This is a genomic window from Microbispora sp. CL1-1, from assembly GCF_012034195.1.
Lineage (GTDB): Bacteria > Actinomycetota > Actinomycetes > Streptosporangiales > Streptosporangiaceae > Microbispora.
On record NZ_JAATEK010000012.1, the window covers coordinates 25,346 to 39,827 of the forward strand.

Sequence of the window (14,482 nt, forward strand, 5' to 3'; positions counted from 1 at the left end):
TCGGTGGACTCCGGTCAGGAAGTGGGCTGAGGAGACGTGGGAGCGGGGCTCGCCGGCCTCTTGGCCGCGGGCCGCAGGAACAGGACGAGGACGGGAACCACGTAGACGACCCAGGCGACGGCCTCCAGCACGCTGGGCTGCGGGGTGATGTTGAACATCCCGCTCAGCAGCGTCGAATACCAGGCGCCGGGGTCGAGCACGCCGCTGATGTCGAAGGCGTAGGTGCTCAGGCCGGGCACCAGCCCCGACTCCTGCAGGTCGTGCACGCCGTACTTGAAGATCCCGGCGGCGACCAGGATCAGCAGCAGGCCCGTCCAGGTGAAGAACTTCGTGAGGTTGATGCGCAGGGCGCTGCGGTAGAGGCCCCAGCCCAGCGCGACCGCGGTGAGCAGCCCGAGCGTGATGCCGATCAGCGGGCTCGCGCTGCTGGTCGCGCCCTGGACGGCGGCGAACCACAGCAGCGCCGTCTCCAGTCCCTCGCGCGCGACGGACAGGAACGCGACCACGACCACGGCGGTGGCTCCGAGTTCGAGGGCCTGGCCCATCTTCTCCCGCAGCTCGCCCGACATCTTGCGAGCGGCCGTACGCATCCAGAAGACCATGAAGGTGACGAAGACGGTCGCGGCCAGGGAGGTCACGGCGTCGAACATCTCCTGCTGCTGCGTCGCGAGGTGGGCCGCGGTGAAGGTCAGCAGCGCGCCGAAGGCGACGGACAGGACGACGGCCGCGCCGACGCCGGCCCAGACGAGGGGCAGCCGCTCGCGGCGGTCGCTCTTGACGAGGAAGGCCACCAGGATGGAGACCACGAGAGTGGCCTCCAGGCCCTCGCGAAGGCCGATGAGGTAGCTCGCGAACACATCGCCTCCGGAATTGTCGGTAAGCCTTACCTAACTTAGGGCAGGTTCACCTTACCGACAAGGTCTCGAACCCATGGAGCGGGGTATGCCTTTTGTCACCTTCAGGGGCAGGTGAGACGACGCTCCCGGTGGCCGGTGGAATCGGTGGGCGGCACGGCGATCCGGGTGACACCCCGGCACGCGGCGCATTCATTCGGGCGAGGTCTCGAACGTGCGGCGGTGCGATCCGGGCGCAGCCCCGAATGGGTGATGGATCGGCGGGTGGCAGGGCGATCCGGGTGACACCCCGGCACGCGGCACTCCAGGGGGTCGTGGATCGGTGGGCGGCTTAATTCGGTGGCGTCCCATCTCCGCTCCTCGTTATCGTGACGGACGTCCTGCTGCCGCACCCCGGAGGGTCACTTGGAGCTCTGAGGTCTCGACACCGCGCTTACGGCCGCCATCGGTGGTCCTGGCGCAGCGACCTCAGGCAGACCCTCGCCTCGCGGCCCGTGCCCGCGGTGTCTCCACGGTTCGATCACCATTCCGCCCTTGGGGATACCCGGAGCCGCCCTATGTCTTATTCCATTGTCTGTACGGATCTGTCCTTTTCCTGGCCCGACGGGACGTCCGTCTTCGAGGAGCTCGACTTCGCGTTCGGCGCCGGCCGCACCGGGCTCATCGGCTTCAACGGCAGCGGCAAGTCCACCCTGCTCAAGCTGATCGCGGGAGAGCTCACCCCGACGCGCGGCTCGGTGTCGGTCACCGGGCGGCTGGGCTACCTGCCGCAGAACCTCCCGCTCGGCGCGAGCCGTACGGTGTCCGACCTGCTGGGGATCACGCCCGCGCGGGAGGCGCTGCACGCGATCGAACGGGGCGACCTGAGCGAGGCGAACTACGACGCGGTGGTCTGGGACGTCGAGGAGCGCGCCCGCGCCGAGCTCGACCGCCTCGGGCTGACGGGCGTGGACCTCGACCGGACGGTCGCGACGCTCTCGGGCGGCGAGACCGTCATGGTCGGGCTCGCCGCGCGCTTCCTCGCCGAGCCAGACGTGCTGCTGCTCGACGAGCCGACCAACAACCTCGACCTCGACGCGCGGCGGCGCCTGTACGACGCCGTCTCGTCGTGGACGAGGACGCTGGTCGTCGTCAGCCACGACCGCGCGCTGCTCGACCTGGTGGACCAGATCGCCGACCTGCCCGCCCGCCGCACCTTCGGTGGCACGCTCAGCGCGTACGAGGAGGTGCTCGCGGTCGAGCGGGAGGCCGCCGAGCGGATGGTCCGTGCGGCCGAGGGCGACCTGCGCCGCCAGCGGCGCGAGCTGATCGAGGCGCAGACCAAGCTGGCGCGGCGCGTGCGCTACGGCAACAAGATGTACGAGCAGAAGCGCGAGCCGAAGATCATCATGCAGGAGCGCAAGCGCCAGGCCCAGGTCTCGGCGGGCAAGCACCGCATGATGCACGAGGAGAAGGTGGCGGCCGCCCGCGAGCGGCTGGCCGAGGCGGAGGAGGCGGTGCGCGACGACGCCGAGATCCGGATCGCGCTGCCGGCCACCGAGGTGCCGTCCGGGCGCACCGTGCTCGAACTGGACGGCCTGCGCACGGCCGCCGGGCCGATCGGCGACCTGATCATCCGTGGCCCGGAGCGGGTCGCCCTGCTGGGACCGAACGGCTCGGGCAAGACGACGCTGCTGCGCACGATCCTGGGGGAGCTCCCGCCGGATGAGGGCTCGGTCAGGCTCGACGTCCCGGTGCGCTACCTGCCGCAGCGGCTCGACGTGCTCGACGACGCGCTCAGCCTGGTCGACAACGTGCGGGCGGTGGCGCCCGCCGCGTCGGTCAACGCCGTCAGGGCCGGGCTCGCCCGGTTCCTGTTCCGGGGCGCCCGGGCCGAACGCCCGGCGGGCACGCTCTCGGGCGGCGAGCGCTTCCGTGCCGTGCTGGCCTCGCTGCTGCTCGCCGAGCCGGCGCCGCGGCTCCTGCTGCTTGACGAGCCGACCAACAACCTCGACCTGGCCAGCGTCCGCCAGCTCGCGCAGGCGCTGTCGGCCTACCGGGGAGCGCTGGTGGTGGTCTCCCACGACCTGCCGTTCCTGGAGTCGATCGGCATCACCCGGTGGGTGACCCTGGGCCCGGAGGGGGTGACGACGTCGGCGTGACCACGGGTTGACAGCATCCGCTCACCGCCTGACAGTGTTTCGGGTGATCACCCCCCGGATCTACTCGCACACCTTGTCACGTACTGTCCAGGCCGGCGCCGTGCTGGCCGCGTCCGTCACGCTCGCGGCCTGCACGGGATCGCCCGGCGGATCGGGAAAGGCCGCCTCCGGCGAGGAGGCGGCTGCGCCGGCCGCCGCCACGACGACCGCCGAGTCGGGGCCGCCCGCGCTGACGCCGGCGGCGTACCGTAAGGCGCTCGACGCCGCCGGCCGCCCCGCCCGCTCGACGCTCGCCGCCATCGCCAAGGCGCGGACCTTCAAGTCGCTCCACCAGCGCATCGGCCGGGCGGAAAGCGCCCTGGAGTCCGCACAGGAGCGGCTCGGCGGGCTGCGGCCTCCCGCGGACGTCGCCGCCGAGCACGCCGACTACGTCGCGGCGCTGCGGGGCCTGAACGGCAGGCTCGGCGCGCTGGACGAGGACGTGTCGTCGCGCGTCCTGTGCAGCGGGGCGGCCGTGCTGGCCGGTCTCGGCCGGTCGGGCGAGTTCAAGGACCTCAAGTCCGCCGCGGGCGACCTCGCGAAGGCCGGTGACTACCCGGTGGTCCAGATCAGGCCGCCGGCCCGGCGCACCCGTCGCCTCGGCAACGGCACGATCCTGCTCTCGGCGATCCGAGGCGGCCGGGGCACGCTGACCGTGAAGAACGGCGGCACGCAGGACGGCGTCGTGACCCTCGTGCGCGGAGGCCGCAAGGCGGTCAGCTTCTACGTGCGCAAGCGGTCGACCGCCAAGGTCTCGAACATCAAGGACGGCACCTACCGCGTCTACTTCACCACCGGGGCGGACTACGACCGGGGCGCCCGTGCCTTCACCAGGAACTGCGGTTTCTCGAAGTTCGACGACGCGGTGAAGTTCCAGACTGTCTACAGCGGATACAGCGTGAGATGGAGCGACTGGACGCTCACGCTCGACGCCGTTTTCGGCGGGAACGCCACAACGAGCGACGTGGACCCGGACGCCTTCCCCGCATGACCCGGACGTTCTTCCCGTACGTCCGGCCCGGAAGCCGTCCGGCATGACCCCGGGCACGCCGGAGGCCGCGGCCCAGGGCAGGGGCCGCGGCCTCCGGTGAAGCCTTCAGGATGCGCTCAGCTGGAGAACAGCATGCCGATCCAGCTGCCCCGCCGGTGGTGGCCGTAGTGGCCGCCGTGGTGACCACCCCAGGCGGGCCCTCCGTACGCAGGCGGCGGGGGAGCGTAGTGCTGCTGGGCCCACTGGGCCTCCATCCGGGTCAGCGTCTCCAGCTCGCCGTAGTCCAGGAAGATCCCGCGGCAGTTGTCGCACTGCTCGATGTGGACGCCGTTGCGGTCCAGCGTCCGCATCCGGCCACGGCACTTGGGGCACTCCACGTGACGAACTCTCCTCGATCAGGTCTCGGCCTCCACGGCCGCGACGATCCTCTTGCAGGCGGACACCAGTGCCTCGGCGGCGTCGTCGGGAGGTTCCCCCGCCCGCGCCGCCGTCGCCACCGCCGTCGCCGCCAGTTGGACGGTCAACGCCCGGGCCGGCGCGTCGAGTTCCCGCCACGGGTCGTCCGCGGAGACGGCGGTCCCGCCCGCCGCCAGATAGGCGGTCAGGAAGCGCTCCCAGTCGTACGGGCCGAGCAGGCCGGCGGCGTACCACGCGGCCGGGCGCGCCAGGTCCCACGCGGGGTCGCCGGGGCCCAGGTCGTCGGGGTCGATGAGCAGCCACGCGCCGTCGTGCCGGACGATCTGGCCGAGGTGCCAGTCGCCGTGCGTCAGCGCGCCGCCCTCCCGCGCCGGCGGCAGCGTCGCGTACGCCGCGCGGATGGGCGCCGCGACCGGGCCGGGCACGCCGGCCGCCTCCAGGTCGGCCATGGCCCTGGGCAGCCGCGACGGTCCCCCGGCGGGCGGCAGCCCCGGGGGCGCCGGCCGGGAGTGCAGCAGGGCGAGCAGCCGGCCGCCCTCCTCCCACGGGGTGCTCCCGGCGTCCACGTCGGCGATGGTGAGCGGCTCGCCCGCGGGCCAGATCGTGACGAGCCTGCCGTCCAGCCGTTCGAGGCCGAGCGGGGCCAGCATGACGCCCGGCAGGTTAGCGGCGGCGTCGAGGCGGGCGCGCAGGGCGCGTTCGTCGGTGCCGGGGGGATGCGCCTTGACGACCACGTCGCCGGCCCTGACCACGAGCACGCGGGTCTGCTTGAGCACCGACACCGGCCCGTCGCGGCGCGCCAGCCGCGCCAGTTCCTCGATCACGGGGGACACCCTAGGGTGTCGCCATGAAGGTTGGTTTCGGTGTGCCGGTGTCGGGCTCGTGGGCGACCCCGGAGAACATGAGGCGGATCGCGCGCCGCGCGGACGAGCTCGGCTACCACGGGGTGTGGACGTTCCAGCGCCTGCTCTATCCGGTCGGCAACCCGATGGGCCCGGTCTACCGGAGCGTGCACGACCCCGTCGTCACGCTCGCGTACCTGGCGGGCGTCACCGAGCGGGTGCGGCTCGGGGTGGCCGTGCTCAACCTGCCGTTCGTCTCTCCGGTGCTTATGGCCAAGCAGCTCGCCACCCTCCAGGAGGTGTCGGGCGGCAGGCTCGACGTGGGCCTGGGGCTCGGCTGGCTGCCCGAGGAGTTCGCCGCCTCCGGCGTGCCGATGGAACGGCGGGGCAGACGCGGCGAGGAGTACGTCGGCCTGCTGCGGCGGCTGTGGACCGAGGACGTCGTCGAGCACAAGGGCGAGTTCTACGAGGTCCCGCGCTCCCACCAGGACCCCAAGCCGGCCACGCCGCCCACGGTGATGCTCGGCGGCACGGCCCGGGTTGCGCTGGAGCGGGCCGGGCGGATCGCCGACGGCTGGATCAGCTCCAGCCGGGCCGATCTGGACACCATCGACCAGCAGATCGCCATCGTGAAGGAGGCGGCCCGGCAGGCGGGCCGCGACCCCGGCGCCCTGCGGTTCGTCGTCCGCGGCGTCACCCGCGTCCGCCCGGCCGAGGAGGGCCCGCTGACCGGGTCGTACGACAAGATCCGGCGGGACGTCGAGGCGCTCGCGGCCAAGGGCGTCACCGAGGTCTTCCACGACCTCAACTTCGACCCCGAGATCGGCAGCCCCGAGGCCGACCCCCGCGAGTCCATGCGACGCGCCGAAGAGGCCCTCGAAGCTCTCGCCCCCCGCTGAGCTCCCCGGCCGCCAGGGACACGACGAGGACGAGCCCCACGGCGAGCGGTCCGGCGACGGCCAGGTGGGTGGTCAGCGCGTCCACGACGTCGGGGACGAACCGGCTGAGGGTCACCAGGGTCGCCGCCCACGCCGCCGCCGTGGGCACGCTGACGCGGGCGAAGTCCACGTACGGCACGCCCGCCCAGCCGGTGAGCCTCGGGACGAGGGTGCGGGCGGCGCCGAGCCACTGACCGCCCGCGACGGCCCAGGCGCCTCTCCTCGCCACCATCCGGCGGGCCCGCGCCCACGCGGCGGGCGCGAACCGGCCCGCCAGGGGGTGGACGGAGGCGGCGCCCTCGCGCCTGCGCCCTTGGGCGTACGACAGCTGCGGGCCGGCGACGGCGGCGGTCACGGCCACGGCGAGCGTCCCGGCGAACGGCAGCACGCCGAGGCGGGTGAGGCAGCCGAGGGCGACCAGCACGCTCGTCCCCGGCAGCGCCACCCCGGCGAGCGTGCCGGCCTCGGCGACGATCAGGATCGCGGCGACCGCGAGCACGAGGGGAGCGGGAAGCCGGCCGAGCAGGTCAGCCATGGCGCACCGGTCTCCGGCACACGTACGCCAGGCCGGGCGGCATGTTGCGCCAGACCGGCCCGGTCGTGAGCACCTCGTCGAAGGCGGCGCGCAGGCGCCGCCGGAACCGCCGCGCCCGTGCCAGCGGCACCGCGGGCAGATAGGTCACGGTCGTGAACGCCCCCGTCGGGCGCAGCACCCGCCCGACCTCCCCGAGAATCGCCTCCTGCGCGTCCTCGGGGAAGAGCGTCCACGGCAGAGTGCTGATCACGGCGTCGACCCGGGAGACACCCCGTTCGCCCAGCAGTGCGCCGAGGCGGGCCGCGTCGCCCTGGAGCACGTCCAGCCAGGGCCGGGCGCGGCGCAGGTGCGCCACCATCCCCGGGTCGATCTCGACGGCGAGCTGGCGGGAGCCGGGCGCGAGCCGTTCCCTGATGGCCTCGCTGATCGCGCCGGTGCCCGGCCCGAGCTCCACGACCACGGCGGGACCGGTCGTCGGGACGACGGCGGTGAGGGCACGCCCGAGCGAGCGCGAGCTCGGGGCGACGGCGCCCACGACGCCCTGCCGGCGCAGCGCCACGCCCGCGAACGCCCTCAGGTCGGAGACCTGCTGGACTGCGCTGTTCATGCGGCCATCCGGCCGGTGTCGTTCATGCGGTCCATCAGACCGGTGTCGTTCATGCGGTCCATACGGCCGGTGTTGTTCATGCGGCCCGTCGGGCCGGTGTCGTTCATGCCGCCCATCAGACCGGCGCGTGACCCGGGCCCGCCAGCCGTCCAGGCCCCCCTGCGGTGGTAGGGCCGGCCATACCACCGCAGGGAGGCCTGGCCGTCTTCGACGGAGCCTGGACGGCCTCTAGGGTGGGTCGGGTGCGCCCCAACGGCCCGTGGCAGGCCCTCGCACGCAAGGACCTGCCGGCGACCTCGCTGCCCTGGCGCGCCCTCGCCTACCTGGTGACGGGCGTGGTCGTGGGCATGGTCGTGCTGGCGTCGCTGGTCGTCTCGCTGACCGCAGGGGCGGTGCTCACCGTCCTCCTGGTGGGCGTGCCGCTGCTGGCGCTCCCGGTGGTCGCCGCCGTGCCGCTGGGCGCGCTCGAACGCAGGCGGCTGCGGATCCTGGACGCCGAGCCCGCGCCGAGCCCCCACCGCCCCGCGCGTCCGGGTCCGCGCGGATGGCTCGAGACGCGGCTGCGCGAGCAGGCGACGTGGCGGGCCCTCGCCTATGCGGGCCTGCTGGCCGTCGTGCTCGGCCCGGTCGAGCTGGTCGCCGTGACGTACGGCCTGCTCGTGCCGCTCGTGATGATCTGCGCCCCGATCAGCGTGGCGGAGGCGGGGCCCATCGTGCTGCTGAAGTTCTGGCCGCTCGACTCGCCCGTCGAGGCGTTCGCCGCCGCGCTCCTCGGGGTCGTGGTGCTCGTCCTGGCGGCGTACCCGATCACCGCCCTCGCGACTGCGCACGCTCTGCTGGCCCGGCTGCTGCTCACGCCGGGGAAGGGCGAGCCGGGCGAGCGGCTCGCCGAGCTGACCCGCTCCCGGAGCCGCCTGGTCGAGGCGTTCGAGGTCGAGCGGCGGCGCATCGAACGTGACCTGCACGACGGCGCGCAGCAGCGGCTGGTGGCGCTGACCATGACGCTCGGCCTGGCCAAGGTCTCCACGGGGGAGGAGGCGGCCGGGCTCGTGGCCAGGGCGCACGAGGAGGCGAAGCTCGCCCTCGCCGAGATCCGCGACCTGATCCGCGGCATCCACCCCCGCATCCTCGCCGATCGCGGGCTGCCCGCCGCGGTCGCGGAGCTGGCCGACCGGTCGCCCGTCCCGGTCGAGGTCGACGTGGACGTCCCCCGGCTGCCGGGGCCGGTGGAGTCGGTCGCCTATTTCGTCGTCAGTGAGGGCCTGGCCAACGTGGCCAAGCACAGCGGAGCCGAGCGGGCCTCGGTGCGGGGCCGGCTCGACGGCGGGCTGCTCACCGTCGAGATCCGGGACGACGGCGTGGGCGGCGCGGACGTGACCGCCGGCACCGGGCTCGCCGGGCTCGCCGACCGCGTCTCGGCGTTCGAGGGCAGGCTGATGCTGTCGAGCCCGCCGGGCGGCCCCACCCTGCTGCGCGCGGAGATCGAATGCCTGCCGGCCCTGCCCTGACCGTCGTCATCGCCGAGGACGGCGTGCTGCTTCGCGAGGGACTGGCCACGTTGCTGGCCAGGTTCGGCCACCGGGTGGCCGCCACCGCGGGCGACGCCGAGGGGCTGGTGACGGCGGTGGAGGAGCACGCCCCCGACATCGTCGTCACCGACGTGCGGATGCCGCCCGGGTTCTCCGACGAGGGACTGCGGGCCGCCGTGGCGTTGCGCGCCGCGCACCCCGGCCTCGCCGTCCTGGTGCTGAGCCAGTACGTCGAGCAGACCTATGCGGCCGAACTGCTCGACTCCGGGGACGGCACCGGCGTGGGTTACCTCCTCAAGGACCGGATCGGGGAGGTCGAGGAGTTCGTGGACGCGCTGACCACCGTCGCCGGAGGGGGGACGGTCGTGGACCCGGAGGTCGTGCGTCAGCTCCTGCGCCGCCGCCGCGACCCGCTGCGGCGGCTCACCCCGCGGGAGAGCGAGGTCCTCGCCCTGATGGCCGAGGGCAGGTCGAACGCCGCGATCGCCCGCGCGCTGGCGGTGTCGGAGGCCGTCGTCGGCAAGCACATCGGGAACATCCTCGCCAAGCTCGACCTGCCTCCCGACGAGGACGCCCATCGCCGTGTGCTCGCCGTCGTCACGTTCCTGCGCGGCTGAGGGGTGTCAGGCCCACCTGATGGGTAGGGCGGAGGATGGCAATAACGAGCTAGATGTCCGATTTTTTGATCGGCAGTGGATGAGGCTCCCATGGCGAGGCGACGACGGGATCGCGGCGGGGGCGGGGCCGGCCGCCCACAGGAAGTGACAGCGGAGACGGGATGCTCGCGGCGAGTGTTCATCGTGGGTTCCATGACGGGCGCGGCCGTGCCGTACCTCGCCGTCGAGACGGCCGCGGCGGCGGACGCGAGAGACCTCGGCCAGGCTCCCGCGGCGCCCGCCCCCGAGAACAACTTCGTCGTGCAGGCGACGCCGTCGTGGTATTTCATCCAGCGGGAGAACGGCTCCCAGGAGATGAAGTGGGGTCCGGTCGGGTACGCGGTCCTCCACGGCGAACACGTCGGATATGGGGAGCTGGTCCCCAACGACCGGATGTACATCCACAACAGGGCCCGCCCGCCCGAGATCGACCGCCGGACATGGCGGCTGAAACTCACCGGCGACGCGCTCACCCGCCCGCGGACGTTCACGTACGAGGAACTGCTGGCCATGCCGTCCGTGACGCTGAAACGGACGATCGACTGCGGTGCGAACTGCGCCGCGTTCTTCCCCAAGCTGCCGCCCGGCGGAGCCGACGATCGCTGGCTTCCGGTCGGCTACACCCAGTGGCACTTCGGTGCGGTGGGGGCCGCCGAGTGGACGGGAGTGCGGGCCAAGGACGTGCTGGCGGCGGCCGGCGCGGAAAACCCGGTGGACGTGCAGTTCATCGGCCTCGACGTCATCCGCAACCCGAGCCTCCCCGGCGGCACGGCCCGCTACTCCCAGGTCGCCCCCGCGGGCAAGGTCCTGGAGGACGACACCCTGCTGGTCTATCGCATGAACGGGCAGGACCTGCCCATCGATCACGGCTATCCGCTGCGCCTGCTCCTGTCGGGCTGGGCCGCGGTCAGTTACGTCAAGTGGCTCGGCGAGATCGAGGTGTCGAAGCACCGCATCCCGCCGTCGGGGCTGCAGACGCGGCACCTGCTGACCGGCCCCGCCTATCCCGAGCCGGTCCCCCTGACCGTCGGTCCCGTACGCAGCGCCATCGAGCACGACCGGGAGATCACGCTCGCTCCCGGTGACATCACGCTGCGCGGGCGGGCCTGGTCGGGGGCGGGCGCGATCGAGCGGGTCGACGTCTCCGTGGAGAGGCTGGCCGCCCCCGGGCGGTGGGTCACCGAGATGCCATGGCGGGCGGCCACGCTGCTGAGCACGCCCCAGCCCTACATGTGGGTGCGGTTCGAGGTGCCCTGGCCCGGGGTGAAACCAGGGCAATACCGCGTGATGTCGCGTGCCAGGGACAAGGCGGGCAACGTCCAGCCACGCCCGGAGGACGTGGTGTGGAACCAGCACGGACTCGGCTACAACGGGCACTACCCGCTTGAGCTGATCGTGGCCCCGCCCAGCGACATGCCCTGACGGCGCTTCAGATCATCCCGTACGCCTGGGCGATCAGCTCGTAGGAGCGCAGGCGCGCCGCGCCGCCGTGGACCTGCGTGGTGATCATCAGTTCGTCGGCCCCGGTGCGCTTGCGCAGCTCCTCCAGCCCGTCGCGCACGGTCTGCGGGCCGCCGTGCACCACGTTCGACAGCCGGTCGCGGACGAACTCCCGCTCCATCGGGGTGTACGGGTAGGCCTCCGCCTCCTCGACGGTGGGCGTACGGCCGGGCCGCCCCTGCCGCAGGCGCAGCCATGACAGCGCGCCCGGCATGACCTGGCGCAGCGCCTCCTCGTCGGTGTCGGCCGCGACCGCCGCCACCCCGATCAGCGCGTACGGGCGGTCGAGCACCTCGGAGGGCCGGAACGAGGAGCGGTAGAGATCGAGCGCGGGCTCGGTGTTGGCGGCGCTGAAATGGTGAGCGAAGGCGAACGGCAGCCCGAGCAGCCCGGCCAGCCTGGCGCTGAACCCGCTGGAGCCGAGCAGCCAGATCGGCGGCCGGTCGTCACCGCGCGGCACCGCCTGGATCTTCGCGTACGGATGCCCGGCCGGGAAGGCGGCGTCGAGGAAGCCGGTCAGCTCGGCCACCTGCTGGGGGAACTCGTCCGGGTCCACGTCGGCCGAGCGACGGAGAGCGTTCGCCGTGGCCATGTCCGTTCCGGGGGCGCGGCCGAGGCCGAGGTCGATGCGGCCGGGGTGCAGCGCGTGCAGCGTGCCGAACTGCTCGGCGATCACCAGCGGGGCGTGGTTGGGCAGCATCACGCCGCCGGAGCCGATCCGGATCGACCGGGTCGCCGCCGCGAGGTGGGCGATCAGCACGGCCGGAGACGAGCTGGCGACTCCGGGCATTCCGTGGTGTTCGGCGACCCAGATGCGGTGGTAGCCCCACTCCTCGGCACGGCGGGCCAGCTCGGTGGCGTCGCGCAGCGCCTCGGCGGGCGATGAGCCCTCGCCCACGGTCGCGAGCTCCAGGATCGACAGCGGCACCTCGGCGGTCCCGCGCGGCACCCCACGGATGTTGTCATCGCTCATGCTCGGCCTAACCTGAGGTCGCATCACGATATTTCCGGACACGGAGAGAGGTGTGCTTCGTCACTCCGTCACCTGCCATGCTTGGACACATGAGCGAGCGAAAGCCCATCGAGTCGTGGCTGTCCGACATGGACGGGGTGCTGGTCCACGAGGGGCAGCCGGTGCCGGGTGCCGACGAGTTCATCAGGCGCCTCAAGGAGTCGGGGAAGCGGTTCCTCGTCCTGACGAACAACTCGATCTACACCCCCCGCGACCTGTCCGTGCGGTTGCGCGCGGCCGGGCTCGAGGTGCCGCCGGAGGCGATCTGGACCTCCGCGCTGGCCACCGCCAAGTTCCTCGCCGACCAGCGGCCCGAGGGCTCGGCGTACGTGATCGGGGAGGCGGGGCTGACCACGGCCCTGCACGAGGCCGGATATGTGCTGACCGATCTCGACCCCGACTACGTGGTGCTGGGCGAGACCCGCACCTACAGCTTCACGTCGATAACGCGGGCGATCCGGCTGATCGACAACGGAGCCCGTTTCATCGCGACCAACCCCGACCCCATCGGCCCCTCGACCGAGGGCTCGCTTCCCGCCTGCGGCGCGGTGGCCGCGATGATCACCAAGGCGACCGGGGTGGAGCCGTACTTCGTCGGCAAGCCCAACCCGATGATGATGCGCAGCGCGCTCAACCAGATCGACGCCCACAGCGAGACCACCGCGATGATCGGCGACCGGATGGACACCGACGTCGTCTGCGGCATCGAGGCCGGCCTGCACACGATCCTGGTGCTCACCGGCGTCACCCAGAAGGACCAGATCGACCGCTATCCGTTCCGGCCCACGCAGGTGGTCAACTCCGTGGCCGACCTCATCGAGCTGGTCTGAACCTGACGCGCCCTGTCAGGTACGGGTGCCAGGCTGATCGGCATGAACCATCGCGTCTACCTGGAAATCGGTCCCAAGAAGGTCTTCGCCTGCTCGGTCGACTGGCCGGGCTGGTGCCGCATCGGCAGGACCGAGGAGGCCGCGCTCGGCACGCTCGTGGACTACACGCCGCGCTTCCGGGTGATCGCCGAGCGGGCGGGGCTGAAGTTCGCGCCGGGCGACCCGGCGGTCGTCGGGCGGGTCAAGGGCGACAGCACCACGGACTTCGGCGCGATCTCCGCCATCCCGGACTTCGACCGGGAGCCGGTGGACGCGCCGGAGGCCGCGCGTGCGGCCGCCCTCGCCCGCGCGGTGTGGGCGGCGTTCGCCGAGGTGGCCGCGACGTCCCCGGAGGAGCTGCGCAAGGGCCCCAGGGGCGGCGGCAGAGACCGCGACAAGATGGTCTCCCACGTCGTGGAGGCCGAGCGCGCGTACGCCCGGAAGATCGGCGTACGGCACAAGCCGTTCAAGGACGAGGCCGGCCTGACCGCCATGCGCGAGGACATCGTGCGGGTGCTCGAACGGCCCGCCGAGGCGTTCCCTCCCGGCGGTGAGGGCTGGCCCGTCCGCTATGCCGCCCGCCGCATCATCTGGCACGTGGTCGACCACATCTGGGAGATGGAAGACCGCCGGATCTAGGGCCCGAGCCGGTCAGGTGGATCCGCGCGGCCTCCGGCAGTCGCTCGTCCGCGCCGGGAGAGGGACCGCTCAGATCGCGGCTCGTCCGCCGTCGACGCTCAGCGTCGCCCCGTGGATGTTCGACGCGTCGTCGCCGGCGAGGAACACGACCGCCCGGGCCACCTCGTCCGGTGTGCTCGCCCGCCGGGACGGCAGCCGGGAGATCATCGGTGTCAGGTACTCCTCCATCGCGGCGACCTTCTCGGTGAACGTCGGGCCCGGAGCCACGGTGTTGACCCGCACGCCGTGGGGGCCGTACTCGTCCGCCCACGACTTGGTCAGCGAGTGGATCGCCGCCTTCGTCATGCTGTAGAGGGCCGACCCGTCCGTGCCGAACAGGCCGCTGATCGAGCCCATGTTGACGATCGCGCCGCGGCCGCGGGCGGCCATGGCCGGGGCGACGAGGCCGGTGAGCAGGAAGACGGCCCTGACGTTGACCGCCAGCGCTCCGTCGAGGAGGTCCTCGGCCACCTCGGCGGTCGGGCTCGGCGTGATCAGCATGGCGGCGTTGTTGACCAGGATGTCGAGCGGTCCACCGGCCAGGTCGTGGGCTGCCGCGGCCAGGTCGCGTACGGCCTCGGCGTGTGCGAGGTCGGCGCGGACGAAGGCGGCCCGTCCGCCTGCCTCGGCGATGGCGGCGACCACCTTCTCTCCCCTGGCCGGGTCGCGGCCGTGGACCACGACCATGGCTCCCTCCGCGGCGAGCGCGCGGGCGATGGCGGCGCCGATGCCGTCGGTGGCGCCGGTGACGAGGGCGGTGCGGTTCCGCAGGTGTTCCATGATGGGAAATCTCCTTGTGAGACGTGGTGCGTGAGACGAGGTGCGGCGCTCATGCTGCCTGCGGCAAAATGGACCGGCAAGTCCAAAATAAGGG

Annotated in this window: 15 protein-coding genes; 8 read left to right on the top strand and 7 right to left on the bottom strand. The window is 72.7% G+C overall.

The window, feature by feature from the left end:
- Window positions 1–14: 14 nt before the first annotated feature.
- Window positions 15–857 (bottom strand): iron uptake transporter permease EfeU, encoded by an 843-nt coding sequence (efeU, locus tag HCK04_RS16735; protein ID WP_142648266.1) that lies wholly within the window; start codon window positions 855–857, stop codon window positions 15–17.
- 554 nt (window positions 858–1,411) lie between these two features.
- Between efeU and HCK04_RS16740 the strand changes: the two genes are divergently transcribed.
- Together HCK04_RS16740 and HCK04_RS16745 are read left to right on the top strand one after the other, a co-directional pair.
- The gene (locus tag HCK04_RS16740) at window positions 1,412–2,995 is read left to right on the top strand and encodes an ABC-F family ATP-binding cassette domain-containing protein (protein WP_142648267.1); all 1,584 of its coding nucleotides are present in this window, start codon (window positions 1,412–1,414) and stop codon (window positions 2,993–2,995) included.
- 73 nt (window positions 2,996–3,068) lie between these two features.
- A complete protein-coding gene (locus HCK04_RS16745) occupies window positions 3,069–4,025 on the top strand; it encodes a hypothetical protein (protein WP_142648268.1) in 957 nt (318 codons plus the stop codon).
- A 116-nt stretch (window positions 4,026–4,141) separates the two neighbouring features.
- Here the strand turns inward: HCK04_RS16745 and HCK04_RS16750 are convergent, their stop codons facing one another.
- Together HCK04_RS16750 and HCK04_RS16755 are read right to left on the bottom strand one after the other, a co-directional pair.
- Window positions 4,142–4,402 carry a zf-TFIIB domain-containing protein gene (locus HCK04_RS16750; protein WP_142648269.1) on the bottom strand — a complete coding sequence of 87 codons (261 nt, stop codon included), beginning with the start codon at window positions 4,400–4,402 and terminating at the stop codon, window positions 4,142–4,144.
- 18 nt (window positions 4,403–4,420) lie between these two features.
- On the bottom strand, window positions 4,421–5,266 hold the full coding sequence (locus HCK04_RS16755; RefSeq protein ID WP_260617301.1) for an aminoglycoside phosphotransferase family protein: 846 nt from the start codon (window positions 5,264–5,266) through the stop codon (window positions 4,421–4,423).
- Between the two features lie 23 nt (window positions 5,267–5,289).
- Between HCK04_RS16755 and HCK04_RS16760 the strand changes: the two genes are divergently transcribed.
- Window positions 5,290–6,183: a TIGR03619 family F420-dependent LLM class oxidoreductase gene (locus HCK04_RS16760; RefSeq protein ID WP_142648271.1), complete on the top strand. Its 894-nt coding sequence runs from the start codon at window positions 5,290–5,292 to the stop codon at window positions 6,181–6,183.
- Here the strand turns inward: HCK04_RS16760 and HCK04_RS16765 are convergent.
- The gene (locus HCK04_RS16765) at window positions 6,089–6,757 is read right to left on the bottom strand and encodes a hypothetical protein (protein WP_142648272.1); all 669 of its coding nucleotides are present in this window, start codon (window positions 6,755–6,757) and stop codon (window positions 6,089–6,091) included. The genes HCK04_RS16760 and HCK04_RS16765 overlap by 95 nt on opposite strands.
- Window positions 6,750–7,364 (bottom strand): methyltransferase domain-containing protein, encoded by a 615-nt coding sequence (locus HCK04_RS16770; protein ID WP_142648273.1) that lies wholly within the window; start codon window positions 7,362–7,364, stop codon window positions 6,750–6,752. The genes HCK04_RS16765 and HCK04_RS16770 overlap by 8 nt, the downstream gene beginning before the upstream one ends.
- 242 nt (window positions 7,365–7,606) lie before the next feature.
- On the opposite strand from HCK04_RS16770, the gene HCK04_RS16775 reads away from it, so the two are divergent.
- The 3 genes from HCK04_RS16775 to HCK04_RS16785 all read left to right on the top strand — a co-directional run bounded on the left by HCK04_RS16775 (window position 7,607) and on the right by HCK04_RS16785 (window position 10,971).
- Window positions 7,607–8,872: a sensor histidine kinase gene (locus tag HCK04_RS16775; protein ID WP_260617302.1), complete on the top strand. Its 1,266-nt coding sequence runs from the start codon at window positions 7,607–7,609 to the stop codon at window positions 8,870–8,872.
- The gene (locus tag HCK04_RS16780) at window positions 8,851–9,510 is read left to right on the top strand and encodes a response regulator transcription factor (RefSeq protein ID WP_142648274.1); all 660 of its coding nucleotides are present in this window, start codon (window positions 8,851–8,853) and stop codon (window positions 9,508–9,510) included. Before HCK04_RS16775 ends, HCK04_RS16780 begins: the two co-directional genes overlap by 22 nt.
- Before the next feature lie 192 nt (window positions 9,511–9,702).
- On the top strand, window positions 9,703–10,971 hold the full coding sequence (locus HCK04_RS16785; protein WP_168065992.1) for a molybdopterin-dependent oxidoreductase: 1,269 nt from the start codon (window positions 9,703–9,705) through the stop codon (window positions 10,969–10,971).
- 7 nt (window positions 10,972–10,978) lie between these two features.
- Here HCK04_RS16785 and HCK04_RS16790 read toward each other — a convergent pair whose 3' ends face one another.
- On the bottom strand, window positions 10,979–12,022 hold the full coding sequence (locus tag HCK04_RS16790; RefSeq protein WP_142648276.1) for an LLM class flavin-dependent oxidoreductase: 1,044 nt from the start codon (window positions 12,020–12,022) through the stop codon (window positions 10,979–10,981).
- An 89-nt stretch (window positions 12,023–12,111) separates the two neighbouring features.
- Between HCK04_RS16790 and HCK04_RS16795 the strand changes: the two genes are divergently transcribed.
- Both HCK04_RS16795 and HCK04_RS16800 read left to right on the top strand, forming a co-directional pair.
- On the top strand, window positions 12,112–12,891 hold the full coding sequence (locus HCK04_RS16795; protein ID WP_142648277.1) for an HAD-IIA family hydrolase: 780 nt from the start codon (window positions 12,112–12,114) through the stop codon (window positions 12,889–12,891).
- Window positions 12,892–12,933: 42 nt separating this feature from the next.
- Entirely contained in the window at window positions 12,934–13,569 is a 636-nt protein-coding gene (locus HCK04_RS16800; RefSeq protein WP_205830351.1) for a hypothetical protein, read from the top strand.
- Window positions 13,570–13,638: 69 nt separating this feature from the next.
- Here the strand turns inward: HCK04_RS16800 and HCK04_RS16805 are convergent, their stop codons facing one another.
- Window positions 13,639–14,388 (bottom strand): SDR family oxidoreductase, encoded by a 750-nt coding sequence (locus HCK04_RS16805; RefSeq protein WP_142648279.1) that lies wholly within the window; start codon window positions 14,386–14,388, stop codon window positions 13,639–13,641.
- Window positions 14,389–14,482: the final 94 nt, after the last annotated feature.